Below are 25,435 nucleotides of genomic sequence, written 5' to 3' on the forward strand. Positions count from 1 at the left end.
ACCGGATAGAGATTATCGGCTTCTGATCCCAGGATGCAGCAATCATGCTTATCCTTTGCAACATCGATACCAACATAGATCATACATGTGATCCTCCTTAAAAGTATTTGACGCTGTATTGGATCCACAGGACTCTCTGCCGATGTAACCTCGTTCTACATAAACCGTCATGCGGTATCTAACTGATTAACATTGTGACAAAGAGGCTGTGGTTGGAGCCTATTCGAAACCGTCTATGCGGTAGTGGGACAAAACCAATCCACAGCATCTTCAACAGCATACCCTATACCTATAGAAAAGGTAAAGAATGGGTATGACTATATAATACGAGTGGGATAAAAAGAGTAAAAGTCAAACATTTATCCTACTCAGGAGCAAAATCCATTATCAGACTGTCAAATCAATAGGATAAAAAGCACATTATTTGAGCACTTATCCCACATCTCTCCGATATCTTCTTCAACAACTCTGGATTGTCACAGTGAAATGGGTATATAGTTCTGCGCATCCTTGAAAGCAGCCACCCCTACTGTTCTCGGATTCAGAGCCAGAGGCACTTGTACCCAGCCACACCGCAGGTGCCTGCCATTGACTGAACCTGAGAAAAACGCTACAATGCTGAATCCGACGGTGTATGAATGAATCTACTGTTCCCATCATCCTCACCGTCGGCTCACAGACCAGGGCGTTTTTCTCAGGTTCAGTCAATGGTGGCGGACGGTCCCATAACAAATAATACAAAAGCCTTGTTTTCTTTTCTGAAAGGAAAACAAGGCTTACTTTATTATTTTTTCAAAACTATACTTTCTTATATCCTTTAATAAAAATCTTACTCATTACCAAAAAGATCTCTTGTGTATACCTTATCCACTACATCTGCAAGGTCAGGTGTGATTCTGTTCGCAATTATGTAATCACACTCTTTCTTGAAAGTTTCAAGATTCCTTTCAACCTTGGAATTAAAGAACAGATCATCCTTAAGAGTTGGTTCATAAACCACGCACTCAATACCTCTGGACTTTATTCTCTTCATGATTCCCTGAATAGCTGACTGTCTGAAGTTATCTGAGCCTGCCTTCATGGTAAGTCTGTAAACACCAACTTTTTTTGGCTGAAGAGCCCATATTCTGTCAGCTATGAAATCTTTTCTGGTTCTGTTGGCCTCAACTATCGCGCTGATAAGGTTATTGGGAACATCTTCATAGTTGGCAAGAAGCTGCTTGGTATCCTTTGGAAGACAGTAGCCACCATAGCCAAAAGAAGGGTTGTTATAGAAATTGCCAATTCTGGGATCAAGGCAGACACCATCGATGATATTTCTGGTGTTGAGTCCTCTCACCTCTGCATATGTGTCAAGCTCATTAAAGTATGAAACACGAAGAGCAAGGAATGTATTGGCAAAAAGCTTAACACATTCTGCCTCAGTAGTATTCATGAACAGAGTCTGAACATCTTCTTTAAGAGCGCCCTGTTTAAGCATTCCTGCAAAAAGATGAGCCTTCTGTTCTGCTTCCTCGCTGTCTGTGTTGTAACCAACAATGATCCTTGATGGATAGAGGTTGTCATACAGAGCATGACCCTCTCTTAAGAACTCAGGTGAGAACATGATGTGGTCTGTGTTAAACTCCTCCATAAGTTCTTCTGTGTATCCTACAGGGATAGTTGATTTAATAACTATATAAGCATCCGGATTCTCTTTTCTTACCTGCTCAACAACTGACAAAACTGATGAAGTATCAAAGTAATTCATCTTTTCATCGTAATTTGTAGGTGTAGAAACAATTACAAAATCAGCTCCGTCATAAGCTGATGATGCATCTGTTGTAGCAAAAAGATTAAGTGTTTTAGAAGCAAGATATTCCTCTATCTCTTTATCTACTATAGGTGATTTCCTGCTGTTGACCAAATCTACCTTTTCCTTAATGACATCTACTGCAACAACCTCGTTATATTGTGATAATAAAATTGAATTGGAAAGACCGACATAGCCGGTTCCAACTACCGCAATTTTCATATTGATCTCCTTAAAATTATTAGGCTCTGTTTCAGTGTAAAAACTCTGCCCAGCATATTAGATTATACACCAGGCATAGGCTGTTTACAATTTCACTTATTATAGCAAATAGTGTATAATGAAGCATAGTTACTGTTCAGACAGAAATGCGCACTAAGCTGCGCATTTCGTGAGAACTTGATACGGGAGTGAGCGCATTCCATCGACGAAGTCGATTTGGAATGAATGCGCGAAGTGGTTACTGGAGCGAGCTGTATGCGAGTGAACAGTAACGAAGCATATACAATGGTGCGTTATTTCATTTTTAATAATGGGGGTAATTATGGAAGAAAAAAGACGAAGTAGAAGGCTTGACCTGACTGGCGAAATTATCATCAAAGAAGTAGGCGGTCCAGATAATGGAGAAACAGTTGATATCAAAATTACTGACGCATCAAGTGTCGGAGTAGGTTTTATTACAGACAAACAGCTTACTATCGGTGACAACTATGAAGCCCATCTCGCCATTTGGACAAAAGAAGTTTTGCATGTATTTATAAAAATTGTCAGAGCTACTGTCAATGAAGATGGATACCATTATGGCGGACTGTTCATCGGAATGCCCGAGGACATTAAACAGCGCATCGATGTCTATGAAATCATAGAGGATGAAAAGGCAAAGCTTGGCGAAAACTAAAAAAGAATGTCGCTATGTTATAAAAAAATCCCTTATTTACCTGCATCTAAATGATGCCATAGGTAAATAAGGGATTTTTATTTTCTACTTATAGGCTTCAAGCTTTTTGACAAAAGCCTGTCCCATTTCACTAAGTTCACTGCCTTTTCTGGTTATATATCCAAAAGTGAGCTTCTCTTCCTCTTTTAACTTAACTGCAGTAAGTTCAGAATCGTTTAAGCTGTCACCGAGCATTGCCGCACCTACAGCATAACCGTTAAGTCCAAGCATGAGCTCGATTGAAGTTGCTCTTTCATTGGTGCTGATGACCTTTTTATAATCGTAGGTAGCAAGTGCTTCTTCTCTGTAGTAAAAAGAAGTATTGTCTCCCTGATCAAAGACCATACACGGATAATCCTGTAGCTGCTCAAGCGATATCTCACTTTCCAAAGCAAGCGGATGGTCCTTACGAAGATATACATATGTATCCCTTGTAAAAAGATCATGGAACTCTAAAGAAGCATCTGCAAACACTTTTTTAAAAGTATTTTTGTTAAAATCCGAGAGAGCTATAACGCCAACTTCACTCTTTAACGTCTTCACATCTTCAATTACTTCGCTGGTCTGTGTCTCTTTTATTGAATACTGGTACTCCTCAAGATCAAACTCTTTTACTGTGTCAATAAATGCATTTACAGCTATTGTGTAATGTTGCATTGATACCGCAAAGGTCTGTCTGTGACTTCCGGAATTCAAATATTTATTTTCAACCTTTTCAAACTGCTCAACAGCATTCCTTGCATAAGCAATAAATGATGAACCTGCTGCCGTGGTAACCACTCCGTTATGTACTCTCTCAAAGATCTGGATACCAATCTCGCTCTCTAAGTCCCTTACCGCACTTGAAAGTCCCGGCTGCGATACATAGAGCCTGTCTGCTGCCTTTCTCATGGAGCACTCTTCGTCGATAGCGATCACATATTTTAGCTGTAGTATGGTCATACACATTACTCCTTTAAAGTATAAAAGTACTGCTATATCATACCACAATCACTCTATATCACAACATTTTTTTTTAGAATTTGAACTTATTTACCTCGCCATCAAGTTGCTGAGCGATATTGGCATTTTCATTTACCACTTCTCTGTTCTGGTTCATGTTATCTGACATCTCAGATACCGCACCTGCAACATCGCTGATGCCTCTTGCACTCTCATCTACTGCTGTTGATACATCATCCATCGCGTCAGATACAATATTCATAGAACTCTCGATATTCTGAGATGCTGTTTCCATTCTCTTTAACATTTCAGATATCTTTTTTGCATCTTCCTGATATTGTATTCCGGTGTCCATAAGCTGAAGATATCCGTCAACCGTCTTCTCACGGACAAAGTCAACCATCTTTGTTGCTTCATCTGTAAGATCTTTTACGGTACTTATAACCTCATCAGAAATTTTCTGAATCTTTTTAGCTGTATCTGCAGAATTAGTTGCAAGTGAGCTTATTTCTCCCGCAACTACAGCAAAGCCCTTACCGTGTTCTCCTGCTCTTGCAGCCTCAATGCTGGCATTAAGTGACAAAAGATTTGTCTGAGATGCAATCTCAAGAATTGTCTGGGTAAGACCGCTTATGCCCTCAACAGCCTTTGACTTCTCAATCTTGGCATTCAGATTGTCTGCCATGTTATCAGCTGCTTCTTTGGCAAGATTAGTCTCTTCTTCTGCGTGCTGTCTCATTTCCATAGCGCGCTGCTCCATTCTGCCTGCATAGTCTGTTCCTTCACGGACACTTGAATACATTCCCTGAACGTCTTCTTTGATCTTGCTGGTTGATCCCTGAACCTGCTGGAGAGACGCTGATGTTTCTTCCATAGCAGCACTCATCTCTTCCATGGTTGCAGATACAGTGTCAAGCTGATCATTTGTCTTTATTGTTGTATCAAGGGCTGTATCAACAGAGCCTGAAAGCTTGCTTGAGCTTGTATAGATTGAACTTACAACATCTCTAATATACTCAAGAAGGCTGTTTATACCATCTGCAATATCAGTTACTTCGTCGTTTCCTTTGATCTCGATCTTCTGTGTAAGATCTCCATCATTGCTTACAAGGTCATTTATCTTTCTCTCTACCTTGTTAAGACCACTTACAATTCCTCCTGCCATGAGAATAGAAACGAGGGCAGAAACTGCAGAAAGAATAATTCCAATAATAATTATGGTCCTTACTATAGCATTAAGTGAGTTAACAAGTTCATCGACAATATAGTCAACTCCAAGAATACCAACTGTTTCTCCTGCTTTATTAAAAATAGGAGCATAAGCTGTAATGTAGTGAGCTCCTGATGCAGCTTTGTTTATGTCTGTTGATACATATCCGTCTGAAGTCAGAGCCTTATTCATTCCAGCCTGGAATGCGCTTTCAACTCCTGCTCCAATAGCAATGCCGTCTGAAACAGGTCTTGAAAGATAAACAAGACTGCCATTTCTTGTTCCCGCTGTATAGATGGAACTTATATTTGCTGAACTTACAACCTGCGCCATATCTTCAAGCATTACTGTATTGGCATAGCTGTCGTCAGCGCCTGCATCCAAAAGACTAAGCAGATTACCATTGAGCTGTTTTGCAGCTATCTGTGTTACGGCAAGAGTATCCTCTGATGCGCTCTTTACATAGCTGGTATGTACAAAGCGGTAAATTGTAATGCCCATAACTGTACATATAAGGATATTTATCATGATACTCATGATTATTATTTTTAATCTAATACTAAATCTCATTCCTCTGTTATTTTTCATATTAATCTCCTCATTCTGCATTGAGCGAATCAACAATGGCCTGGGACATATATGCGCCATTTGCTGCCACAAACTCTGAATATGCAGACTCTATTTCAGCTCCGTCAACTACAACTTTTTTTATAAGCTCTTTCTTAAGTGCCATGAGATCTTCATTGTAAAGAGAATAGGCATCAGTACTATACGGAAGATCTGCCATCCTGCTATTTTCATTAAATATTTGTAAAGCATTTGCCTGATCCGGTGTTATGCTCTCTTTCCCCGGATCCTCTAAAAGAGGTACTGTGGCAAGAAGATGGTCTATATGATTCTTGGTAAAACTATCTGATATTGGGCTGTAGGTCCAAAGCTCTTCCATTTCTCCACCATCATTCATTGTTTCAAAAAAGTACTTAAAAACTCCTGATGGATTGTCACAGGCTGATGTAATGCACCACACAGGCGCTACTCGCTCAAGATACTGACCAGTCTCTGCAAGAGGCGGCATTACAACAAGTTCTCCGTTTACTCCGGCTTCAACAAGCTTTCCAGACAGAGTCTTTGCCCATGTTCCTGCCCAATAAGTAAACACGCCGTACTCATTTGCATAGTACTTGTCTCTGCAATTACTTGTTCCGTTATCAGCTATATCCTTGTCGATATAACCCTTGGCATATGCATCCTGAAGACGTAATAGAGCTGCTTTCATCGGCTCTTCCATAAATCCATCACTCCAGGTTCCATCCTCTTTTTCATAAAAAGAAGGATAAGCATCCTGATAAAACTCAGGAAGATAGTTTATGTAAGGTGCCTCATTATTTATGATGCCTGCTGCAGAAACGCCATAAGTGTTACCATTTATCCCGTCACCATCGGGGTCTCCTTCAGAAAAGGCCTTTAACATTTCCATGTATTCACTAAAATTTGTGGGTACCGAAAGTCCTGTATTATCAAGCCATGATTTCTTGATATAGGTAACGCACCCATTTCCCCTTGTTGGAGAAAAGCCGTAAAGCTTGCCATTTATCCTGATACCGTCAACAAGGCTTTCATTTCCTGCTTCTTTTACCCTCTGCTCAAGCTCTGAACCTGAATAAAAAGGTGTAATATCAGCTAGCATCTCCTCTGCTGCATATTTGGTATAGTAATTTGAACTAAGTAAAACAACGTCAGGAAGATCTCCACTTTCAAATGCCTTTGAAACTTCTTCGTAGTAAACATCATGCTCCGGCTGGATTATTTCAAGATCGATTCCTGTGAGGTCCTCCCACTTTTTCTCAAATTCATCACGCCCATTTTCCTGGGTTACTAAGGTTCCATCAACCATGATTCTTATGGATGAAGGCTTTTCAGCATCGTTTTTAACTTCACTGATCACGTCAGTTTCTTTTAAGCCTGACTTCGCTGCTGTAGCTGCGCCTGCTGATTGTCCACAGGCACTGAGCAAAAGAGCTGACACACCAATAGCTCCTGCACTCATACATAGCTTTCTGTTCATAATTCCTCCAATAAAATAATTAAACAAACATAAACTTTTTATAATTTTTTGGTTAAAACAGAAGTCATTATATCATTTATTGTATTTTATGCAATATAGTTTTTAACAATACTTTATTTCAAAAATTTGAGCAGTTTCCGAAATAAAAATACCGAGAGGAATAAAATGTCCTCTCGGTATAGTGTTTATTATATTCAGATTGCAAAAACTCTTGTCAGCTCTGCTTTCAGGTCCCGTATGCCTTCAATACCCACTGAAAGTCTGAGCACTCTGTCGTTTATTCCATTCTTTTCCAAAAGCTCTTTTGGCACATCTGCGTGAGTCTGGGTAATAGGATAAGTTATCAGAGTTTCCGTTCCCCCAAGACTCTCTGCAAAATAAATTAGCTGAACATTATTAAGTATCTTTTTGGCAAATTCTGCTGAGTCCACCTCAAAGGTGAGCATAGCTCCAAAGCCCCTTGCCTGCTTTTTCATGATCTCATATCCCGGATGTTCAGGAAGTCCCGGGTAAATAACCTTTGTGACATGCTCCTGTTCCTTTAAAAACTCTGCTAGTTCAAGGGCATTCTGCTGTGCTCTGTCAAGTCTTACCGCCAAAGTCCTGATACCGCGAAGGATCAGCCAGCTGTCAAAAGGTGAAAGTCCTGCTCCTGTTGTTTTATAGATAAAGCGGATCCTCTCATCAAGCTCCTCATCCTTAACAACCACAAAGCCTCCAATAGTATCGTGATGACCTCCAAGGAACTTGGTTCCTGAATGAACCACAATGTCAGCCCCAAGATTAAGAGGATTCTGGAAATAAGGAGACAAAAACGTATTGTCGACGATAAGAAGAAGGCCATGTTCCTTAGTAATCTTTGAAAGCTTCCTGATATCAGTAACATTCATCATGGGATTGGTGGGTGTTTCAAGATATACAGCTTTTGTTTTCTCAGTTATATAAGGTGTGATATCCTCGGTGCTTAAACTTATTGCAGTATAAGTGAGCCCGTTCTTTTTGCTGATCTCGTTAAAAAGTCTGATGCTTCCTCCATAGAGATCCTCATCAATAATAAAGTGATCTCCCGGCTTAAAAAGCTCCATAACAGTAGCAATTGCTGCCATTCCGCTAGAAAAAGCCAGTGCATCTTTTCCATTTTCAAGATAGGCAACAATTGACTCAAGCTGCTGCCTTGTAGGATTCTGCATTCTTGTATAATCATAGCCTGTGCTCTGCCCAAATCCGTCATGGGCAAAAGTTGCCGTCTGATAGATCGGATAGCTTATAGCTCCCCATTTATCCATAAGATTTCTGTCAAGCTGCTGACACTTAGTCTCTATGCTGCATCTGACTTCTGTACATTTGTTACAACCACTACAATCCATTTTTTATATCCTCTCATTAAAATATCCGGCAATAGCATTATGCTTTTTTGTGCTTATCTACTGCCATATATAACTGCTCAAGCGCCTGTTCAAGCACTGCCCTTGGACATGCTATATTTATTCTTTCAAAAAGAGCTGTCTCTTTTCCAAAGATTGCTCCAGCATCAAGCCAGAGCTTTGCTTCATCAACTATAAGCTTTTCAAGCTCTCTTGGGTCATCTGTAATCCCTGAAAAATCAAGCCACACCAGGTACGTTCCTTCAGGTTCAATGAGCTTAACCTCCGGAAGATTCTCTTTTAAAAAGCTCCTCAGATAATTGACATTCCTCTCAAGGTAATAGATAAGCTCATCAAGCCACTCCTCGCCCTTTGTATAGGCAGAAACTGTCGCTGCCATTGCAAGGACATTTCCCTGACTATAGCCTGCTGCCTCGTTTTCTCGTCTAAAAACAGCTCTGGTATCTTCATCCGGAATAATAATATTTGCCAGCTGAAGCCCTGCTATATTGAAAGTTTTACTTGGAGCAGTTCCCAAAATAAGGCGCTTCCAATACTTCTCCCCAAGGGTAATGTAGGAAACATGCTTATGACCACTATACACAAAGTCTGAATGGATTTCATCAGAAAAAACATAAATATTTCTTTCAAGGCAAATATCTGCAATTCTTTGAAGTTCTTCTTTTGTCCAGACTCTTCCCACAGGGTTGTGAGGACTGCAAAGAATAAACATCTTTACATCTTCAGAAATGATCTTTCTTTCAAAGTCTTCAAAATCAATTTCATAGTGCCCGTCTTTATATACAAGCTGGTTGTTGACAACTTTTCGGCCATTTAAAGTAATTGACTCCATAAAAGGATAATAAACCGGCTGCTGGATAAGGACAGAATCTCCTGGTTTAGTAAATGCCCTTATGGCAAGTGAAATTGAGTGGACCATGCCAGGTTCTATGGTATTCCAGTCATCCTCTATTACAAAGCCATGTCTTTTTTTAAACCAGTGTCTTAGTGAAGCTTTATAATCATCCTTAGGATCTGTATATCCGAATATTCCATGCGCCACTCTTTTTTGAATATCCGAAAGTATCTCTTCAGGAAGCTTAAAATCCATATCTGCAACCCACAGTGGAAGCAGATCATCCCTTCCCTTTCTCTCCGGGCCAAAATCGTATTTCAGGCTGCTAGTTCCTCTTCTTGCTATTATTTCATCAAAGTTATATTTTCCCATACACTCTTTTACCATTTCTGATTATGAGTATTGCTCCGAAGCAAATGAGCCCCGGAGCAATCTATGAAAGAAGATTATTATGAAGCAAAAACCATTAGTCGGCAAATAATGGTGTTGAAAGATATCTGTCACCAGAGTCAGGTAAAAGAACTACGATATTCTTTCCCTTGTTTTCTTCCCTGTTTGCTAATATAGTTGCAGCCTTAAGTGCTGCGCCTGATGAAATACCTACGAGAATACCCTCTGAAACTGCAAATCTCTTACCTTCTTCAAAGGCATCATCATTCTCAATTGCAATAACTTCATCATAAATTTTTGTGTTAAGTGTATCAGGAACAAATCCTGCACCGATTCCCTGAATCTTGTGTGCACCGGCCTCACCCTTTGAAAGAACAGGGCTTGTTGCAGGCTCTACAGCAACGATCTTCACATTAGGGTTCTGTTCTTTTAAGTACTCGCCTACACCTGTAATTGTTCCGCCTGTACCTACACCGGCTACAAAGATATCTACTTTTCCGTCTGTCTGTTCCCAGATCTCAGGACCTGTTGTAGCTTTGTGAACTGCAGGGTTTGCAGGGTTTACAAACTGTCCAAGAATGATTGAACCTTCGATCTGACCGTTTAATTCATCAGCCTTTGCAATTGCGCCCTTCATTCCCTTTGCACCTTCTGTAAGAACGATCTCTGCGCCATAAGCCTTAAGAAGATTTCTTCTCTCTACGCTCATTGTGTCAGGAAGTGTAAGGATTGCTCTGTATCCCTTTGCTGCTGCAACTGCTGCAAGACCAATTCCGGTATTTCCTGAAGTAGGCTCAATGATTGTAGCTCCTGGTTTAAGCTTTCCGCTCTTTTCAGCATCTTCGATCATTGAAAGAGCAACTCTGTCTTTTACTGATCCGGCTGGATTTAAGTATTCAAGCTTGGCAAGAAGTGTTGCGTTTGTAGCTCCTGCCTTTTTGCTGTAATTGTTAAGTTTAAGAAGTGGTGTTCCCCCAATGAGTTCTAATGCGCTTTCTTTGATGTCTGCCATGATGATTTCCTCCATGTATTTTAAAGTATTTTTTATCTGCGTTTGTTTTGTTAAATAAATATTAGCACAGAAAGATTCATTGTGAAATTAAACAAAGCTTATAGGCAGAGTTAAAAGTTACTTATCATACATCTGCGTACTAAGATATTTCATTCCATTGTCTGCCAAAATTACTACAATATTTTTTCCTTCATTTTCAGGCCTTTGTGCGACTTGTTTTGCAGCCACCATTGCTGCAGCCGCAGACTGTCCAAGGAAAATTCCTTCCGTTCTGGCAATATCCCGTCCTGTGCTATATGTATCTTCTCCGCTGACTTCAATACATTCATCATATTCAAATGACACCATAAATGGAGCTTTGTATTCATTTCTAATGTCATCACCATAGAACGGAGCGATACCATCAATTGTTTTTGGATTATCCGATGACCCTGTTCTTGATTTTTTATCAGCCTGTACTGCCACTATCCTGATATCAGGGTTTTTCTCTTTAAAAAACTTGGATAATCCTGTTATTGTTCCACCGGTTCCCGCTGTTGCCACTAAGATATCCACTTTGCCATCTGCATCATTCCATATTTCAGGACCTGTCGTAGAATAATGTACGTTTGGATTTGATTCATTTGACATTTGATTTATAAAAAAATGCTTTGTTTCCTGAGCTGCGCAGTATTCTTCAATTGCTTTTTGATAAAAAGCCATAGAAAAAATTCCGGCTTCCTTCGCCTCTTTTATTCTCGGAACCTGACTGGTAAACATGACGTCAGCTCCATATGCCTTTAATATCTTGCGTCTTTCGATTGACTGATCTTCTTCAAGAAATATCTTTAGCTTGTACCCTCTGCTGGCAGCAAACGCAGCAAGTCCAATTCCTGTATTTCCTGAAGTATCTTCAACTATTGTATCCCCTGGTTTTATAAGGCCCTTTTCTTCAGCATCAAGCAGCATGTTGAGTGCTGTCCTGTCCTTGATTGACCCGGACGGATTAAAATATTCAAGTTTGCCGAGTACTGTCGCCTTTAATCCGTATTTTTCTTCTAATCTAACAAATTCAAAAAGTGGCGTGTGCCCTACCAGTTCAGCGATATTTTTCACAATATGTGCCATTTCTTTATCCCCTGTCAGACTATTTTTTAGTATCTATATCAATATCCGTAATTGGCCTCAATTACTATATCTTCAAAAGTTATTGCTCTTACTTCTCCGGGACCGTCTTCGTTTTCTGGTTCATATTGAATTTTATAACCATCTTTTTTAAACCCGGAGATGATCTCATTAAGTTTTTCTCTGGTATCAATCTTAAAGCATATATGTGCCAGTCCCAGTCTGTTTGGATCCTTTGGAAGACTGACAGTCTCAGGTTTTTTCATAAGTTCAACCCAGGCCTGACCATCAAACTCAAGAATATATGAATAGTACTCCTTAGCTGGGTTATCAAAAGTTTTTAATACTTTAGCTCCAAAATAGCTTTCAAAAAATTTTTTTGCTCCCTCAAGATCTTCTACAAAAATTCCTACATTCTTCAGATACATATTTGTAAATCCCCTTTTTGTCAAATTCCACTTCCGTCATACTGGGCATCTGCTGCCCAAGTGCTGGACTTATAGATAAACTCTCGTGTTCTCTCTTTTTGCGGATGCTCAAAGAAATCCTTGGAATTGTTCTCTTCCACAATTTCCCCATTTTCCATGAAGACAACCTTTGTTGCTACTTTTCTTGCAAACTCCATCTCATGGGTTACAACTATCATTGTTACCCCTTCATCAGCCAGTTCTTTTATAACATTTAGTACTTCACCTGTAAGTTCAGGATCAAGTGCTGATGTTGGCTCGTCAAAAAAGATGACTTCAGGGTTTGTAGCAAGTGCTCTTGCTATGGCTACTCTTTGCTGCTGTCCGCCAGAGAGTTTAGATGGATAAAAATCTGCTCTGTCTGATAGCCCGACTTTTTCAAGAAGCTTTCGCCCTATTTTATCCGCATCTTCTTTTTTCATTTTCTGGGCAACCTTAAGTCCCAAAGTAACATTTCCAAGCGCCGTCTTATTTCCATAGAGATTAAAACTCTGAAAAACAAAACCAACTCTGCTTCTGTATCTAAGTAAATCTTTTCCCTTAATCTTCTTAAGGTCATATTCCTCGTCGCCGATAATAAGTTTTCCACTGTCAGCTCTGTTAAGATACCCTGCACATCTTAAAAAAGTTGTTTTACCAGAGCCACTTGGACCAAGTATTGCTACAACATCTCCTTTGTCTACTTTGAGGCTCACATCCTTTAGAACTGTCGTTTCGCCAAACTTTTTATGTACATTTTTTAACTCCAGCATACTTATCTTCTCCTTTCAAGTGCTTTTTCCGCCTTACTTTGAAGTATTGTAAGAACTGAACAGATGATTAGATAGATAAGACCTGCCTCCATATAAAGCCAGAAATAATCATAGGTTCTTGCTGCTATTCTCTGAGCTGTAGCAAGGATTTCCACCAATGCAACACTGTAAGCAAGTGATGTATCTTTCACCAGACCAATTATCGAATTGGACAGTGGTGGAAATGCTGTTCTCAGCGCCTGGGGAACTATGACATATATCATACCCTGCCAGAATGTAAGTCCGTCACAGTAGCAGGCTTCAAGCTGTCCTGCTGGAACTGACTCTATTGCTGCTCTCACTGTTTCAGAGCAGTAAGCTCCTACGCTGAGTGACATTACGAGCCATGCACTAAAAAAAGAATTTAATGTGATGCCAATGCTTGGAAGTCCAAAGTATACTACAAATAATTGAACGATCATCGGTGTGCATCTTATGATCCAGACATAAATCCTCACAAGTCTCCTTAAGATTGGCACCTTGGCTATCTGTGCAAGAGCAACTAAAAATGCTATGAGAAGCCCCGCTGAAAATGAAGTTACCGTAAGAGGGATTGACACCTTTACTCCGGCCCAAAACAGCTTTCCAAATGATTCAATTAACTCAGTTACAATTCTCTCGTTCATAACCACTATCCAATCAATTTATTTTTTATTCACCCTTGGTTGTGTCAACATCAAAGTACTTGAGTGCAAGTTCTGATAAAGTTCCGTCTTCTTTAGCCTGGTCAAGTGCTTCGTTTATAACATTTACAAGTGCTTCATTTCCTTTTACAACAGGAACGTATGCACTAGGCTCTGGATCTGTAACAACAATTACCTTAAACTTGTCAGCATCCTCAGGATGATTCTTTAAGTAATCTGCAAAAACAGTTACAGGGCTGAATGTAAGATCTGCCCTTCCATTTTTAACTTCGCTTATAGCCTGTGCAGCTTCACCAACTTCATCAAGCACAGCTCCGCTCTCCTCTGCAAATTTACCGATTGAACTTGTTGGATCATTTGCTGCTGTCTTACCCTTTGCATCCTCTAAAGAATTGATCTCATCATTATCAGCAAGTGTAAGGATCGCATACTGTGAATAGTTGTATGGCTCAGAGAAATCGTACTTTTCAGCTCTTTCTTCAGAATACGAAACTCCATTAACAACGATATCTATCTGGCCTGCATCGAGAGAAGCAAACATTGAGCTCCATACTGTTTCTGAAAACTGAACATCGACTCCAATGTAGTCAGCGATGTACTTTGCTACCTCAACCTCAAATCCAACAAGTTCATCATTATCATCATGATATGTGTACGGGCTCCAGGTTCCTTCTGTCCCAACAACGATGTAGCCTCTTTCTTTAATATCTGCAAGAAGACCTGCATCAACTGATTCTGCCTCTGCTGTTTCTGTGCTGCTCTCCTGTGAGCCTTCCTCTTTAACTTCCTCTGATACTTCTGTAGCACTCTCTGCTGCCTTTGCTTCTTCATTTGCAGCACTTGCTGTCTCGGCACTTCCGCATCCTGTCAAAAAACTTCCTGTAAGCGCAGCAGCTGCTGCAATAGAAACTGTCTTGTTTAATAAGTTCTTTCTCATAATGGTTATCCTCCTCAGATTTTTCTTGGTTTCTTGTTTTTGATAATAGTGATTATGCTTCACTGCGCTCAGAATGTAAAAGATACTGTACTTATAGGAGGATATAAATTTTTCTTAATTAAAAAGAGCCTGCCTTTTACAGCAGACTCAATTTTCCGTTTTCCATTGTATATACGATATCAGCCATATCCGCAACAAGCTTATCGTGGGTAACTATCAGTATTCCCTTTCCTCTTTCAGCCTGAGATCTGAATAATTCCATGACCTTCTTAGAATTGTCATTGTCAAGCTCACCGGTTGGCTCATCAGCAAAAAGATATTTCAAATTCCCGAAAAGGGCTCTTGCAATGGAAACTCTTTTCATCTCTCCTCCGGAAAGACTGCCGGGATAAACATCCATAAGTTCATCAAGTCCAAGAAAGGTTACTATCTCAGCCAAAGTCCCTTCACCACTTTGCCTATCGTGCTCTGAAAAGCTATTTTGAAGAATGATATTTTCATATGCTGTAAGTCCGCTTATCAGGCTATGGCTCTGCGGAACTATTCCTATCTTTTCTGCACGGAGCTTGTCTCTTGATCTTAGGTCTTTTTCAAAGATATTCATACCATCTATGGTAACTGCGCCGCTCTCTGGTTTTATCATACCGGCCAGAACATTTAAAAGAGTGCTTTTTCCACTACCTGACCTTCCCATTATAGCCGTGATCTTCCCTTCTTTTACCTCAATATCAACATCATCCAAAGCGGTGAAGGATGCGCCACGCCTTTTATACTCTTTGACAATATTATTCGATACTACTGACATTTAGTTTTCACCCTCCCGCATCAACACATAGCACTCAGTCCCGGAAGCTATTTCTCCTGCTATTATTCCCGGGATCACTGCGCTCAACGCTGTGATCACAAGACTAAGGACAACCATTCCGATTATCTGTAGGATTCCCGGCACAAAAAATGGAAGTCCTATCTGCTCAGAAATAAGATCACTAAAAGGAAAATAGAATAAGGCTGCAAAAAATATTCCAACAATCCCGCCAAGAAGTGACAGAGTCATCGATTCAGTAAGTATATAGCTCCTTATCCATGTTCCAGTTCCGCCCATCATTCTATAGACAGCCCACTCTTTTTTTCGGTTGTTGACTCTGTAGATATGAAGTATTGCTGTTACAAATGTGATTGCCGCAAAGACTGAGATGATCAGCATCTTCACAGTATCTGAGATCAGTTTTATTCCGGTTGTAACTGTATTGTAAAGGCTTTTACTCTGGACAATTCCCCCCGGAACATCTCTCATTATCAGACCTGCGACTTTATCAACGCTATAACCTTCCTTTACTGACACAAGAAAAGCTGACACATATTTTTCTGTAATATCTTCCCCGCTCAAAGAACTTTCATCACCAAATTTAATTCCTTTTTCGTTGCCATCCTTTATAAGCTGTTTTATTACGTCAAAAGAAACATATACTGACTTATCCATTCCGGTACCTGTTTTATTTAACCTGGCACTGACTTCATATACTCGTCCAAAGAAAGTAAGAGTATTGCCTTCATCTATTGCGATATTGCTTCCAACAATAAGGCTTCCCTCCTTATACTTACTTACGCATTCATCAGATATCCACGGTGTTGTCACAAAGTCTGTTTCCGGATCATAACCAATAATCTGAATCGGCACTGAGCAGCAGGATGCATTTAAACTTGCAAGATATATAACAGGAGTAACTTTTTCTACTCCTTCAAGGCTTCTGATCGTACTTTCATACTTTCTCTCAAATGAGCATTCAATGGGTTCTCCGTTTAAAATAATCCCCTGGTAATTTGATTCCTGTCCTTTTGGAACTACCGCAATGTCCGCACCAAGTCTTGCCTTTAGGTTATCTGCTCCTTTGGAAAGGCTGCTGTACAGCATTGTTCCTGCAAATACCGTAAAAGAGAGTAGCACTGCAAAGAAAAATGCTGCTGCCCCTCCTGTCTTACCGTTCTTTATTTTTCGAAATACAATTTCTCTAATTTTCAAGTTGTGCCACCTTTATGCTGCCTTTACCAAGCTTATCTTCAACTGCAAAATACAAAGATACTGCTGCCGTAACAATTTCCAATACTCCTGTAACGATAAGAGCTGGTCTGGTCACTGAAACACAATGCATCATAGGACTTGAACAAACGCCTACAATTGCTGTAGGAATAAGGACTATCAGAGCGCCAAGTGCTATTTCAATAACCGATAACACAGTCCTTATCTTTTTATCATTTATTAAAATAAGTCCCACTCCCACTAGCGCAGCTATTATTCCAACTACAAGTTCCCACTGGGCTGTGTAGTAGCATTTCATTTTCATTTCCGCTGCAGAGCAAACCGGAAAAATTGTTCTTGGTCCTATTGCTGCAGTAAGCCCCAGGACTACTGTGACCACCGCTATAACTTTATTTTTCATACTATCTATCCTCTTTAAAAGAACTATGGACAGAGTCAGATTATGTATTCTATCTCTCCGCCCTTTTGTGCAAAATCAAGTTTCTCCAGGATATAATTCCTGTAGTAAGTAAAATTGGAATCACTTCTGTTTCTTGGGTATGGAAGATCAATATTTAAAGTCTCGATGACTCTCCCGGGTCTTGGTGACATTATTATCACTCTCTGGGACAGGTAGATTGCTTCATCCACATCATGAGTAATAAGTATCATGGTCTTTTCTCTGGTCTTCCACAAATCGATCAAGGCATCCTGTATATTCATTCTTGTGAAAGCATCCAAAGCGCCAAGAGGTTCATCAAGAAGAAGGACATCCGGCTCTGTAGCAAGAGCTCTTGCCAGTGCCACTCTCTGGCTCATTCCACCTGATAACTGATTGGGATAGGATTTTTTAAATTTGGTAAGTCCCACCTGATCAAGAAGCTGCTCTGCAAGATCATTTTTTTCACCTACTCTTCCTGTGGACTTTAAACCAAACAAAACGTTATCCCAAACTGTAAGCCAGGGAAACAGTGCATGGTTTTGGAATACCAGCCCTCTTTTTTCACTTGTTCCGCTTATCACGTCTCCGTCACATACAGCTTCGCCCAAGGTTGGTTTCTCAAGTCCTGCAATGATCCTTAGAAGTGTTGATTTACCGCAGCCACTTGCTCCAACTATTGACACAAACTCGCCCGGAGCAACAGACAGATTTATATGATCAAGCGCCGTAAGAGTTTCCTGTTCATCACTTCTTCTAAATATTTTTGTTACATCTTTTATCTCAACATTACCTACAGCCATCAGATACCTCCATCCTGCCAACGAAGAACTCTCTTCCTTATAAGTCCCAGTATTGTGTTGACTAAAATAAATGTTAAGCAGATAAGAATGATCGCTCCATACATCTTGGTAAAATCTCCCCAGCCCTTTTGCCAATTGATGTACCATCCAAGTCCTGCCTCAACTCCCATCATCTCTGCAACTACAAGGGTCAGACATGCAATGCTCATTCCCTGTGTGAGGCCGGTAAATATAGTTGGCATAGAAGCTGGAATAACTACTCTTGAGAGAATTCCAAGTCTTTTTGTCCCCAGGGTTTCTGCAGCTTCGTAGTAGTGTTTCTGGACATTTTGAACTCCATTCATCGCTGAAACAGTCACAGGAAACCATACTCCAAGGCCAATGATGAAAGCTGCCCCACCAAACAAAGATGAAGCCAGCATCATTACTATTGGCATGTAGGTCGTACTCGGTATTGCTCCCAAAACCCTTGTTATTGGCTGTATCCAGTAATGTACTGTTTTGGACCAGCCTGCCAATATCCCACACAAAAGGCCTATCCCAACTCCGCAAAAATAACCTGTAAACAGGAGTTTAAAGGAATGATATACACACTCCCAGAGCTTGCTCCTATCTGATATCATTGCATCAAACACTTTTCCAATCCACGGAAAATATGGAAGCTCAAGAACACCAAACTTAATTGTTGCAAGGTCATATATTGTAAGTATTATTGCAATCGCTACATAAAGGGCACTTTTAAATCTCAGTTTTTCAAAGGCCTCATAAGAAAAGAAAGTAAAGATATCCCATACTATAAGCGCTCCAAGAAGTATAGCCATAAGAATCAGATATGAAACTGACGGCTTATAGTTTTTGAAGGAAGGAACATACAAATGCTCAAGTATATGGATCAAAACAAAGACTGCAGGCAAAAAAACAACAATCCTTCTTACCAGTCTGTCTCTTCCTGTTAAATCTCTCTGTTCGAGAAGTGTCAGCTCTTTTTGGGAAATATTTACATTTAAAGTACCTGCTATTTCTGCCATACAAGTCCTCCCCCTTATTACTGAATTTTTGTAAGATCGTACTTAACAAGGAACTTTTCTTCAGCATCAGATAAATCAAAATCTGCAGGAAGTAGTCCTAAATCTTTATATTCCTGACCTATAACATTTGTAGTAGCCACAAGTTCTTTTGTACCAAAGCCATAGTTAAGAAGATTTACAAGCTTTACTCCCATTTCCTTCGAAGCTGAAATGTACTGCTTATCAAGAAGCAGATCTACTGCCTCCTCGCGGTTAGCTTCGCTTTCCGCAAGCCACTTAGAAGCTCTGTAAACTGCTCTGGTGATCTTGTAAACTGTAACCGGATTATTCTTGACAAAGTCCTTATTAAATCCAAGTGAGCAGCAAACCTCACTTTCAAAGTCCGGATCGTAGTCCTGTGAACGAATAACTTTCGCATAGCCATCCTCGACAAAATTGTAGATCAGTTCATCACTGGCAACTATCACATCTACCTGGCCTTCCTGAAGTGCTGCAAGAAGTGTCCCCGGTTCAAGTGCTACCCATGTGAAATCTTCTGTTGAAAATCCATCATGATTTATGAATCTGAGTCCAATGTTATGGAAAACACCACCTATATCTCCCGAAACACCTACACGCATTCCTTTTTCAAATTTGGTTATGTCTGAATCAGCCAAGGTTGCAGCTGATGCACATCCGGAATGAAGTGCCAGTGTACTTACGACCTCTTCACCATTTTGGTAATACAAAAGCCAGTCCGACAAAAATCCGATTGCTACTGTAAGATTTCCTGACGCAAGAGCATCTCTCGCTGCGCTTCCTGATATCTGCACAAAATCAAAAGAGCTGATTCCTTCATGCTTTACTGCGCCCGGAATGTAAAAGACACTGTACTTATCGGTGGATATAAATAAATCTTTTCACTGTGATTTGGATCACAAAAAAGCAGTAGATCTTTTTACCAATCTACCGCTTCATATGATTTCTGTTTTTTCAACTGCCAGTTGATCTGTAATGTCTCATGGCTAAATGGAAAAGCGCCGTCATCACAGCAAAAACTACAGCTCCGGCAAGGGGCGTAACAAAAGCCGTCCAGACAGGCCAGCCATATAACGGTTTATCCAATATCCAGGACGCCGGAACGTGCATTGTAAGTGCAAATGGTGCAATAACAGTAAAAAGAGCTCTAAGGGGCAGCGGATAAATATCGATTGGATACTGACAAGCGCTTCGCCCGCCGTAGGTTATAGCATTTACCAGTTCCACGGATTTTACACTGAAAATAGAAAAGATTGCCTCGATCATAAAAAGGCCCAATATAAGAAGGCAGCTCATGGCTATGGACTCAACCAAAGCAAGCACCTTAAGCGGGCTCCAGGCAATCCCTGAAAGATTACTTCCCATGACAAGCGCCGCCACGCCCACTGCTATGCAGGTAATTCTTCTTGGGTCTGTTCCGCCGCACAAAACCTGAGTAAGCACACCTCTTGGTCTTACAAGAAACGTATCAAGCCTGCCTGTCCTGACCATAGATGGAAAATCTCCGGTGATTCCTCTTCCGAATAACTCAGTAATGTAAAAAGATACAGACATTATCCCGAAAAAGAAATACAGATTTCCTCCGCTCCATCCCTTCAGCTTCTCAAATCTGTCAACTATAAGGATGACAACCATCATCTCGCCGCCCTCCATAACAAGCTGCGCGAGGGTCTGCATTATAAAAGAGGACGGATACTGCAATTGGCTCTTAAGCAACATTCCTATTGATTTAAAATATAGTCGTAATGTATTCATTTTTTCTCCAAACAAAAAAACTGCTAAGGCTGATATTAGCCTTATCTCAACCTCCCTGAACTATCATGCGTTTCTTGTTTGCATTCCACATAGCCTCGCCCAGTGCAATAAGAATTACCACCCAGAAGGCCTGAATGGCATAGATCCTCAAAGCCTCGTTTGGCATGAAGTTTCCCGTATACAGCCTGATGGGCGCATCAAGAAGCTGCGCATATGGTAAAAAAGTAATAACCTTTTGCCAGCTTTCCGGAAAAAGAGTCAGCGGAAGAAGATTCCCTGAAAAGGTCATCATCAAAAGACTAAGAAGTCCCTGCATTCCTCTTGGATCAAGGGTCTTCATGGTAAAAGCAACAGTGATATTTTCAAGAGCACAGACGCACAAAAGTCCTAAAAAGAGAGCCGGTATAGCAGCTAAAAATCCAGGTAAAGATGCAGGAAGACTTATTCCCCATCCCTTGGGTAGTAAAGAAGCCATCACCAGCATAGGAACGGCACGCATGATACTTCCCATTAGTTTCTGGGCCATGATCCTGGCATAGTAAAATCCGTACATGTCTACAGGCCTGCACATATCATAGGCTATATCCCCTGATTTTATCTTGTCCACCAGCTCTGAATCAGAAGCCAGCATCATTCTAAAGAAAGCCTGTTGCAGCCATACATAAGTTGCAACGCTTTCAATAGGCAAAGACTGGGGCTTTCCTGCATAAAGCGCCCTGTACAGCGCAACCAGAATAAGACCAAAGAACATCTGACAAGCAATTCCTCCGATCATCGCCCCTCTATATTGAAGCTCCATACGAAGCCTCATTTTAAAAACTGTAAAATATGACATGGTCACCCTCTGTTAATTAATTTTTCTTTTTTACAGATCAAGTTCCTTGTACATTGCAGCAATCAGATGATCCGTATTTTCCGACTGCAAAGTAAGTTCCCGGATATTCCCGGCATCCTGCAGCATTCCCAAAAGGTTTGATGTCGGAAAATCAGATGGATTGTAGCTTAGTTCAATTCCATCTTCAGTCTGTTTCCATTTAATTCCTTCAGGAAGTCTAAGATCTGCCAGCTCTCCATCATATTTAATATTCACATTGCGAACTGTATCGTAACGCTCAAGAAGATCTTGAAGCTTTCCGTCAAATAGTTTTTTACCATGCCCAAGAACCATAACCCTCGAGCACAGTGCCTCAATATCTTCCATATCATGGGTTGTGAGCATGATGGTTGTACCATACTCTCTGTTTTCCCATTTAAGAAAATCCCTCAGAGAAAGCTTACTTACCGCATCAAGGCCGATTGTCGGCTCATCAAGAAATAAGAGCTCAGGCCTGTGAAGAAGTGACCCGCACAGCTCTGCCCTCATCCTTTGTCCAAGACTAAGGAGCCTTAGAGGTGTCCTTAAGAGTGGTTCAAGATCAAGGGCGCCTGTCAGCTCTTTTAACCTTGATTCATAATCCCCCTTGGGAATCCTGTATATATCCCTAAGAAGCATATAGCTGTCGATTATGGGAACATCCCACCAAAGCTGGCTTCGCTGTCCAAACACAACTCCTATATTCCCCACATGTCTCTTCCTATCCTTCCAGGGAACGATTCCTCCAACCTTTACATCTCCACCATCCGGCGTCAGGATTCCCGAAAGAATCTTTACCGTGGTTGATTTTCCTGCTCCGTTAGGCCCTATATATCCTACAAGTTCCCCTTTTTCGACAGAAAAAGAAACATCTTTTAGAGCATTCACAATTTCTTTTTCCCTAAAAAGTTTTCCTTTTTCACGTTTCTTTTTTACTGTAAAATCTTTCATTAGATTATTGACTTCTATATAGCTCATAACAGCTCCTTGATGGTGAGTGGGTGGTAAGTATCTCATATTAAAATGCCACATTTCTTATATTATCCAATGCACCAACACAAAACAAGGGCGTTTTTCACGCCCATGCCTACTGCTTTCAGTAATTCATTTCTTCGAGTTTTCTGTAAACAACGTCAGCAAATATTTTGTGTCCCTCTTCATCCATGTGCTCGTCATCAACAGGGCTTGGTTGAACATAGTCAGATGCTGCAAGAAAGCCAGTTCCTCTTTTGCGTGCGATGGTCTCATAGACCTTTTTTAGCTCCTTACTGGTAGATACAGAATCTGTGTCAAACTCAGGGTCTTTTTCTGGGCGCCAGACATCATCTCCAAGATGAATTGGCGATACCAAAAGAATCTTCTCAGGCTCAACATATTTTTCTAATATGTCAAGGCACCTCTCGATACCCTTCCCAATCACGTAAGCTGACGCATTGTAAAAGCTCTTACAGTCATTGGTTCCAAGCATGAGAATAACTCCATCCACCGGGTACTGACTCTCCAAAAGCGGATCAAGTATGCTCACTGCCTTACGTCCCGGTCGAAGCTCATCTTCAAATATGGTAGTTCTTCCGCAAAGCCCCTCTTCTGCAACTCTCACATCACTTATCTTATTTTGAAGAATGCTTGTCCATCGTACTCCCCAAGGATATCTTTCTTTTGTTCTCGAACCGGGAACAAGTCCCCATGTATTAGAATCTCCAAATGCCATTATCTGTTTCATATCACAATTCCCCTAAAATCACCATTAACGTTTACTATAATAATTATCTACTATGTGATTTCTTTTGCATAAGACATGAAACTTATCGGCAGATATAAGCTTTTCTACTCAACAAAAAAGAGGAGCAGCGGCAAACTGTTCCTCTTTGAGTTAAATATCCGTATTATCCCTATTTACTTATCAGAATTCATATGTCATTACATATTCAACCTGATCAGGAGTCTTTATACCTGGATCTTCAATCTTGCATACAGGCTTCCTCATTTCAGATATCATCTGAGTTTCAAAATGATACATCGCGATACCTATATCAATTTTCTGAAGATCATAATTTGCTGTAACAAAACCCTTGTCATGGTGCTCATAAAAATGAGCTTTCTTACCATCTATAACAATTCTCCAAGGCTGCTTATTTACTGCTGATGGAGCACATTTTACAACTTCAAGATCATCAAAAAGACCATTTGACTTAGCGTACTGCTCATCAATAGGGTTGTTAAAATCACCGTCAAAAAAGAGCTCTTTGAAATCAAGTCTTGTATCAGCCTTAACTCCCTTTCTCATGAGAACTTCTTTTACGCCCATTTTCCTGGCTGTAACACCAAGCGGACTTACACATGGCATAACCTCATCCTCTCCAAGATTTGATGCCTCTTCAAATTTTTCTCTTGGCATTGTTCCGCCTATCATAACTGTTCCAAGTCCAAGTTCATGAGCCTTCATCAAAAGCTTTTCAAAACTATAGCCATAAGCTTCCTCTGCATGCTCCTGCTTTTTAACAACAGCACTTACATAGAGCTTTTCACCTGAAAGAACCGGGCTTGAGAGCTTATGCTCAGCAGCATCAAGAAAAATGAATCTTACATCTACTCCGTATGGATTGGAAATAGTCTGCGCAAAAGCCTTAAGTTCTTCAATAACTTTTGCATCAGGCATATTGCCATCGAATGTTCTAACACTTCTTCTACTCTTTACAAGTTCCACAAAACTTTTCATTTTGAACACACCTCTCTACTAATCTTTTTTATATCAACATAAAGAATACTGCATTTACTCTCTTAATTCTTTCAAAACACATTTTATACAGCATTCCCAAGGAGCGCCTCTACTTCTTTTCTCTTTTCGTAAAGAACGCATCCTCCATCATGATCATCCAAAAGAACTCCTTCGCTCTGAAGAGCCTTGAAGAGTTTTGAATTTATCGCCTCTCTAAGAGAAGTATCCTTAACATTTATATCAGAATATGGCGAAAATGGACATGGCTCTGCACCGCCGTGTGAATTGATATGGAAAAATCCTCTTCCTGCAGCTATACATCCACCTGAGCTCTTCTCATCTCCGGGGAATGAAACAAATACCATTTCAGGATGCTCAACTCTTAACCTTGCTATTTCTTTTTTCAAATACTCTCTATCATCATCGCCAGGTGCAAGATGCCTGGACTCATCTGTAACAGGAACAAATTCAACAAAAATAACAGCCTTACATCCCTTGTCAGAGAGCATACTGATAAACTTCTCAGAAGAAACATCTTTAAGGTTCTCAGTAGTAACCGTTACAGATGATCCATAGATAAGGCCTCTTTTATTGAGCTCGTCCATATTTGAGACAAGCTTGTCATAAACACCCTCACCTCTTCTGTTGTCAGTGGCTTCTTTTTCTCCCTCGATACTCATGATTGGAACAAGATTTCTATTCTTATCAAACATGTCAAAATACTTGTCTGCCATGTATGTGCCATTTGTAAATATCGGGAAAAGAATATTCTGCTTTTTGCCTGCTGCCTCAATCACGCCTTTTCTAAGAAGAGGCTCACCACCTGCAAGAAGAATAAAGCTGACTCCAAGATCCTCTGCCTCATCAAAAACCTTGAGCCAGTCTTCATCGGAAAGCTGCCGGATCGGCTCTGTATCCTCTGTTGCATTGTTACATCTTGAATAGCAACCGGCACAATGTAAATTGCAACTGCTTGTTATGCTTGCAATAAGAAACGGTGGAATGTGCTCGCCCGCCTTTTCAAGACTTGCTCTTTTTTGGGAGGCTGCCTTGGATGCAAGTGCGAACTTTGCCATATACGCACTTTCCTTAGGGTTTTTAAGGGTTGCCTTTATAGCATCTGCTACAACTCGCTCTACACCTTTTGTCATATATTCCTGGATATCAAAATCATTAGCCATAACACAATCTCCTATCAGTAAACAATATATCAAGTTACTGCAAGTCACTAGATATTTTGTAATTATACCACATTATATATTTTTTGCAATTATATTGTTGTCAATGTTTTG

25 protein-coding genes are annotated in these 25,435 nt (G+C 40.4%); 1 reads left to right on the forward strand and 24 read right to left on the reverse strand.

The annotated features are described in order from the left end of the window. Positions 1–829: 829 nt before the first annotated feature. Positions 830–2,014, reverse strand: a complete 1,185-nt coding sequence (locus BM146_RS02455) for a nucleotide sugar dehydrogenase (RefSeq protein WP_074883886.1) — start codon at positions 2,012–2,014, stop codon at positions 830–832. Between the two features lie 322 nt (positions 2,015–2,336). On the opposite strand from BM146_RS02455, the gene BM146_RS02460 reads away from it, so the two are divergent. Continuing rightward, positions 2,337–2,690 (forward strand): PilZ domain-containing protein, encoded by a 354-nt coding sequence (locus tag BM146_RS02460; protein WP_074883889.1) that lies wholly within the window; start codon positions 2,337–2,339, stop codon positions 2,688–2,690. Positions 2,691–2,774: 84 nt separating this feature from the next. On the opposite strand, the gene BM146_RS02465 is transcribed toward BM146_RS02460, so the two are convergent. The 23 genes from BM146_RS02465 to BM146_RS02575 form a co-directional block, all read right to left on the reverse strand. After that, the gene (locus BM146_RS02465; protein WP_074883893.1) at positions 2,775–3,671 is read right to left on the reverse strand and encodes a LysR family transcriptional regulator; all 897 of its coding nucleotides are present in this window, start codon (positions 3,669–3,671) and stop codon (positions 2,775–2,777) included. A gap of 73 nt (positions 3,672–3,744) precedes the next feature. After that, a complete protein-coding gene (locus BM146_RS02470) occupies positions 3,745–5,469 on the reverse strand; it encodes a methyl-accepting chemotaxis protein (protein WP_074883895.1) in 1,725 nt (574 codons plus the stop codon). 10 nt (positions 5,470–5,479) lie between these two features. Continuing rightward, on the reverse strand, positions 5,480–6,946 hold the full coding sequence (locus tag BM146_RS02475) for an extracellular solute-binding protein (protein WP_074883899.1): 1,467 nt from the start codon (positions 6,944–6,946) through the stop codon (positions 5,480–5,482). A 194-nt stretch (positions 6,947–7,140) separates the two neighbouring features. Next, entirely contained in the window at positions 7,141–8,313 is a 1,173-nt protein-coding gene (locus BM146_RS02480) for a trans-sulfuration enzyme family protein (protein WP_083413370.1), read from the reverse strand. Positions 8,314–8,350: 37 nt separating this feature from the next. After that, positions 8,351–9,538: a MalY/PatB family protein gene (locus tag BM146_RS02485; protein WP_074884357.1), complete on the reverse strand. Its 1,188-nt coding sequence runs from the start codon at positions 9,536–9,538 to the stop codon at positions 8,351–8,353. 94 nt (positions 9,539–9,632) lie between these two features. After that, entirely contained in the window at positions 9,633–10,568 is a 936-nt protein-coding gene (cysK, locus tag BM146_RS02490) for a cysteine synthase A (protein WP_074883901.1), read from the reverse strand. 117 nt (positions 10,569–10,685) lie between these two features. Next, entirely contained in the window at positions 10,686–11,675 is a 990-nt protein-coding gene (locus BM146_RS02495) for a PLP-dependent cysteine synthase family protein (RefSeq protein ID WP_074883904.1), read from the reverse strand. Between the two features lie 38 nt (positions 11,676–11,713). Continuing rightward, positions 11,714–12,100: a VOC family protein gene (locus tag BM146_RS02500; protein ID WP_074883906.1), complete on the reverse strand. Its 387-nt coding sequence runs from the start codon at positions 12,098–12,100 to the stop codon at positions 11,714–11,716. A gap of 20 nt (positions 12,101–12,120) precedes the next feature. Then, positions 12,121–12,891 carry an amino acid ABC transporter ATP-binding protein gene (locus BM146_RS02505; protein WP_074883908.1) on the reverse strand — a complete coding sequence of 257 codons (771 nt, stop codon included), beginning with the start codon at positions 12,889–12,891 and terminating at the stop codon, positions 12,121–12,123. Positions 12,892–12,893: 2 nt separating this feature from the next. Then, entirely contained in the window at positions 12,894–13,556 is a 663-nt protein-coding gene (locus tag BM146_RS02510; protein WP_074883911.1) for an amino acid ABC transporter permease, read from the reverse strand. A gap of 25 nt (positions 13,557–13,581) precedes the next feature. Further along, on the reverse strand, positions 13,582–14,511 hold the full coding sequence (locus BM146_RS02515; RefSeq protein WP_074883914.1) for a transporter substrate-binding domain-containing protein: 930 nt from the start codon (positions 14,509–14,511) through the stop codon (positions 13,582–13,584). A gap of 136 nt (positions 14,512–14,647) precedes the next feature. Next, entirely contained in the window at positions 14,648–15,316 is a 669-nt protein-coding gene (locus tag BM146_RS02520; RefSeq protein ID WP_074883917.1) for an ABC transporter ATP-binding protein, read from the reverse strand. Then, positions 15,317–16,531 (reverse strand): ABC transporter permease, encoded by a 1,215-nt coding sequence (locus BM146_RS02525; RefSeq protein ID WP_074883925.1) that lies wholly within the window; start codon positions 16,529–16,531, stop codon positions 15,317–15,319. After that, complete coding sequence (locus BM146_RS02530) at positions 16,521–16,949, reverse strand: DUF4418 family protein (protein WP_074883928.1); 429 nt, start codon at positions 16,947–16,949, stop codon at positions 16,521–16,523. Before BM146_RS02530 ends, BM146_RS02525 begins: the two co-directional genes overlap by 11 nt. A 35-nt stretch (positions 16,950–16,984) precedes the next feature. Beyond that, entirely contained in the window at positions 16,985–17,770 is a 786-nt protein-coding gene (locus BM146_RS02535; RefSeq protein ID WP_074883931.1) for an ABC transporter ATP-binding protein, read from the reverse strand. After that, positions 17,770–18,798 (reverse strand): ABC transporter permease, encoded by a 1,029-nt coding sequence (locus BM146_RS02540; protein ID WP_074883934.1) that lies wholly within the window; start codon positions 18,796–18,798, stop codon positions 17,770–17,772. Before BM146_RS02540 ends, BM146_RS02535 begins: the two co-directional genes overlap by 1 nt. Before the next feature lie 17 nt (positions 18,799–18,815). Then, the gene (locus BM146_RS02545) at positions 18,816–19,610 is read right to left on the reverse strand and encodes an ABC transporter substrate-binding protein (RefSeq protein ID WP_074883937.1); all 795 of its coding nucleotides are present in this window, start codon (positions 19,608–19,610) and stop codon (positions 18,816–18,818) included. Between the two features lie 160 nt (positions 19,611–19,770). After that, entirely contained in the window at positions 19,771–20,571 is an 801-nt protein-coding gene (locus BM146_RS02550) for an ABC transporter permease (protein WP_083413372.1), read from the reverse strand. A gap of 46 nt (positions 20,572–20,617) precedes the next feature. Further along, positions 20,618–21,370 (reverse strand): ABC transporter permease, encoded by a 753-nt coding sequence (locus BM146_RS02555; protein ID WP_143087407.1) that lies wholly within the window; start codon positions 21,368–21,370, stop codon positions 20,618–20,620. 66 nt (positions 21,371–21,436) lie between these two features. Continuing rightward, entirely contained in the window at positions 21,437–22,456 is a 1,020-nt protein-coding gene (locus tag BM146_RS02560) for an ABC transporter ATP-binding protein (protein ID WP_420314838.1), read from the reverse strand. A gap of 64 nt (positions 22,457–22,520) precedes the next feature. After that, on the reverse strand, positions 22,521–23,147 hold the full coding sequence (locus tag BM146_RS02565) for a GDSL-type esterase/lipase family protein (RefSeq protein WP_074883945.1): 627 nt from the start codon (positions 23,145–23,147) through the stop codon (positions 22,521–22,523). A 180-nt stretch (positions 23,148–23,327) separates the two neighbouring features. Beyond that, positions 23,328–24,143, reverse strand: coding sequence for a nitroreductase family protein (locus BM146_RS02570; RefSeq protein ID WP_074883948.1), 816 nt, complete (start codon positions 24,141–24,143; stop codon positions 23,328–23,330). 83 nt (positions 24,144–24,226) lie between these two features. After that, the gene (locus BM146_RS02575) at positions 24,227–25,324 is read right to left on the reverse strand and encodes a radical SAM/SPASM domain-containing protein (RefSeq protein ID WP_074883950.1); all 1,098 of its coding nucleotides are present in this window, start codon (positions 25,322–25,324) and stop codon (positions 24,227–24,229) included. Positions 25,325–25,435 lie beyond the last annotated feature (111 nt).

The organism is Butyrivibrio proteoclasticus (assembly GCF_900115735.1).
Classification (GTDB): Bacteria; Bacillota; Clostridia; order Lachnospirales; family Lachnospiraceae; genus Butyrivibrio; species Butyrivibrio proteoclasticus_B.

Excerpts from the sequence above, each read along its gene's own strand:
- BM146_RS02455 (WP_074883886.1), bottom strand. The coding sequence starts at position 2,014 with ATGAAAATTGCGGTAGTTGGAACCGGCTATGTCGGTCTTTCCAATTCA.
- BM146_RS02460 (WP_074883889.1), top strand. The coding sequence starts at position 2,337 with ATGGAAGAAAAAAGACGAAGTAGAAGGCTTGACCTGACTGGCGAAATT.
- BM146_RS02465 (WP_074883893.1), bottom strand. The coding sequence starts at position 3,671 with ATGACCATACTACAGCTAAAATATGTGATCGCTATCGACGAAGAGTGC.
- BM146_RS02470 (WP_074883895.1), bottom strand. The coding sequence starts at position 5,469 with ATGAAAAATAACAGAGGAATGAGATTTAGTATTAGATTAAAAATAATA.
- BM146_RS02475 (WP_074883899.1), bottom strand. The coding sequence starts at position 6,946 with ATGAACAGAAAGCTATGTATGAGTGCAGGAGCTATTGGTGTGTCAGCT.
- BM146_RS02480 (WP_083413370.1), bottom strand. The coding sequence starts at position 8,313 with ATGGATTGTAGTGGTTGTAACAAATGTACAGAAGTCAGATGCAGCATA.
- BM146_RS02485 (WP_074884357.1), bottom strand. The coding sequence starts at position 9,538 with ATGGGAAAATATAACTTTGATGAAATAATAGCAAGAAGAGGAACTAGC.
- cysK (WP_074883901.1), bottom strand. The coding sequence starts at position 10,568 with ATGGCAGACATCAAAGAAAGCGCATTAGAACTCATTGGGGGAACACCA.
- BM146_RS02495 (WP_074883904.1), bottom strand. The coding sequence starts at position 11,675 with ATGGCACATATTGTGAAAAATATCGCTGAACTGGTAGGGCACACGCCA.
- BM146_RS02500 (WP_074883906.1), bottom strand. The coding sequence starts at position 12,100 with ATGTATCTGAAGAATGTAGGAATTTTTGTAGAAGATCTTGAGGGAGCA.
- BM146_RS02505 (WP_074883908.1), bottom strand. The coding sequence starts at position 12,891 with ATGCTGGAGTTAAAAAATGTACATAAAAAGTTTGGCGAAACGACAGTT.
- BM146_RS02510 (WP_074883911.1), bottom strand. The coding sequence starts at position 13,556 with ATGAACGAGAGAATTGTAACTGAGTTAATTGAATCATTTGGAAAGCTG.
- BM146_RS02515 (WP_074883914.1), bottom strand. The coding sequence starts at position 14,511 with ATGAGAAAGAACTTATTAAACAAGACAGTTTCTATTGCAGCAGCTGCT.
- BM146_RS02520 (WP_074883917.1), bottom strand. The coding sequence starts at position 15,316 with ATGTCAGTAGTATCGAATAATATTGTCAAAGAGTATAAAAGGCGTGGC.
- BM146_RS02530 (WP_074883928.1), bottom strand. The coding sequence starts at position 16,949 with ATGAAAAATAAAGTTATAGCGGTGGTCACAGTAGTCCTGGGGCTTACT.
- BM146_RS02535 (WP_074883931.1), bottom strand. The coding sequence starts at position 17,770 with ATGGCTGTAGGTAATGTTGAGATAAAAGATGTAACAAAAATATTTAGA.
- BM146_RS02540 (WP_074883934.1), bottom strand. The coding sequence starts at position 18,798 with ATGGCAGAAATAGCAGGTACTTTAAATGTAAATATTTCCCAAAAAGAG.
- BM146_RS02550 (WP_083413372.1), bottom strand. The coding sequence starts at position 20,571 with ATGAATACATTACGACTATATTTTAAATCAATAGGAATGTTGCTTAAG.
- BM146_RS02555 (WP_143087407.1), bottom strand. The coding sequence starts at position 21,370 with ATGGAGCTTCAATATAGAGGGGCGATGATCGGAGGAATTGCTTGTCAG.
- BM146_RS02560 (WP_420314838.1), bottom strand. The coding sequence starts at position 22,456 with ATGTGGCATTTTAATATGAGATACTTACCACCCACTCACCATCAAGGA.
- BM146_RS02565 (WP_074883945.1), bottom strand. The coding sequence starts at position 23,147 with ATGAAACAGATAATGGCATTTGGAGATTCTAATACATGGGGACTTGTT.
- BM146_RS02570 (WP_074883948.1), bottom strand. The coding sequence starts at position 24,143 with ATGAAAAGTTTTGTGGAACTTGTAAAGAGTAGAAGAAGTGTTAGAACA.
- BM146_RS02575 (WP_074883950.1), bottom strand. The coding sequence starts at position 25,324 with ATGGCTAATGATTTTGATATCCAGGAATATATGACAAAAGGTGTAGAG.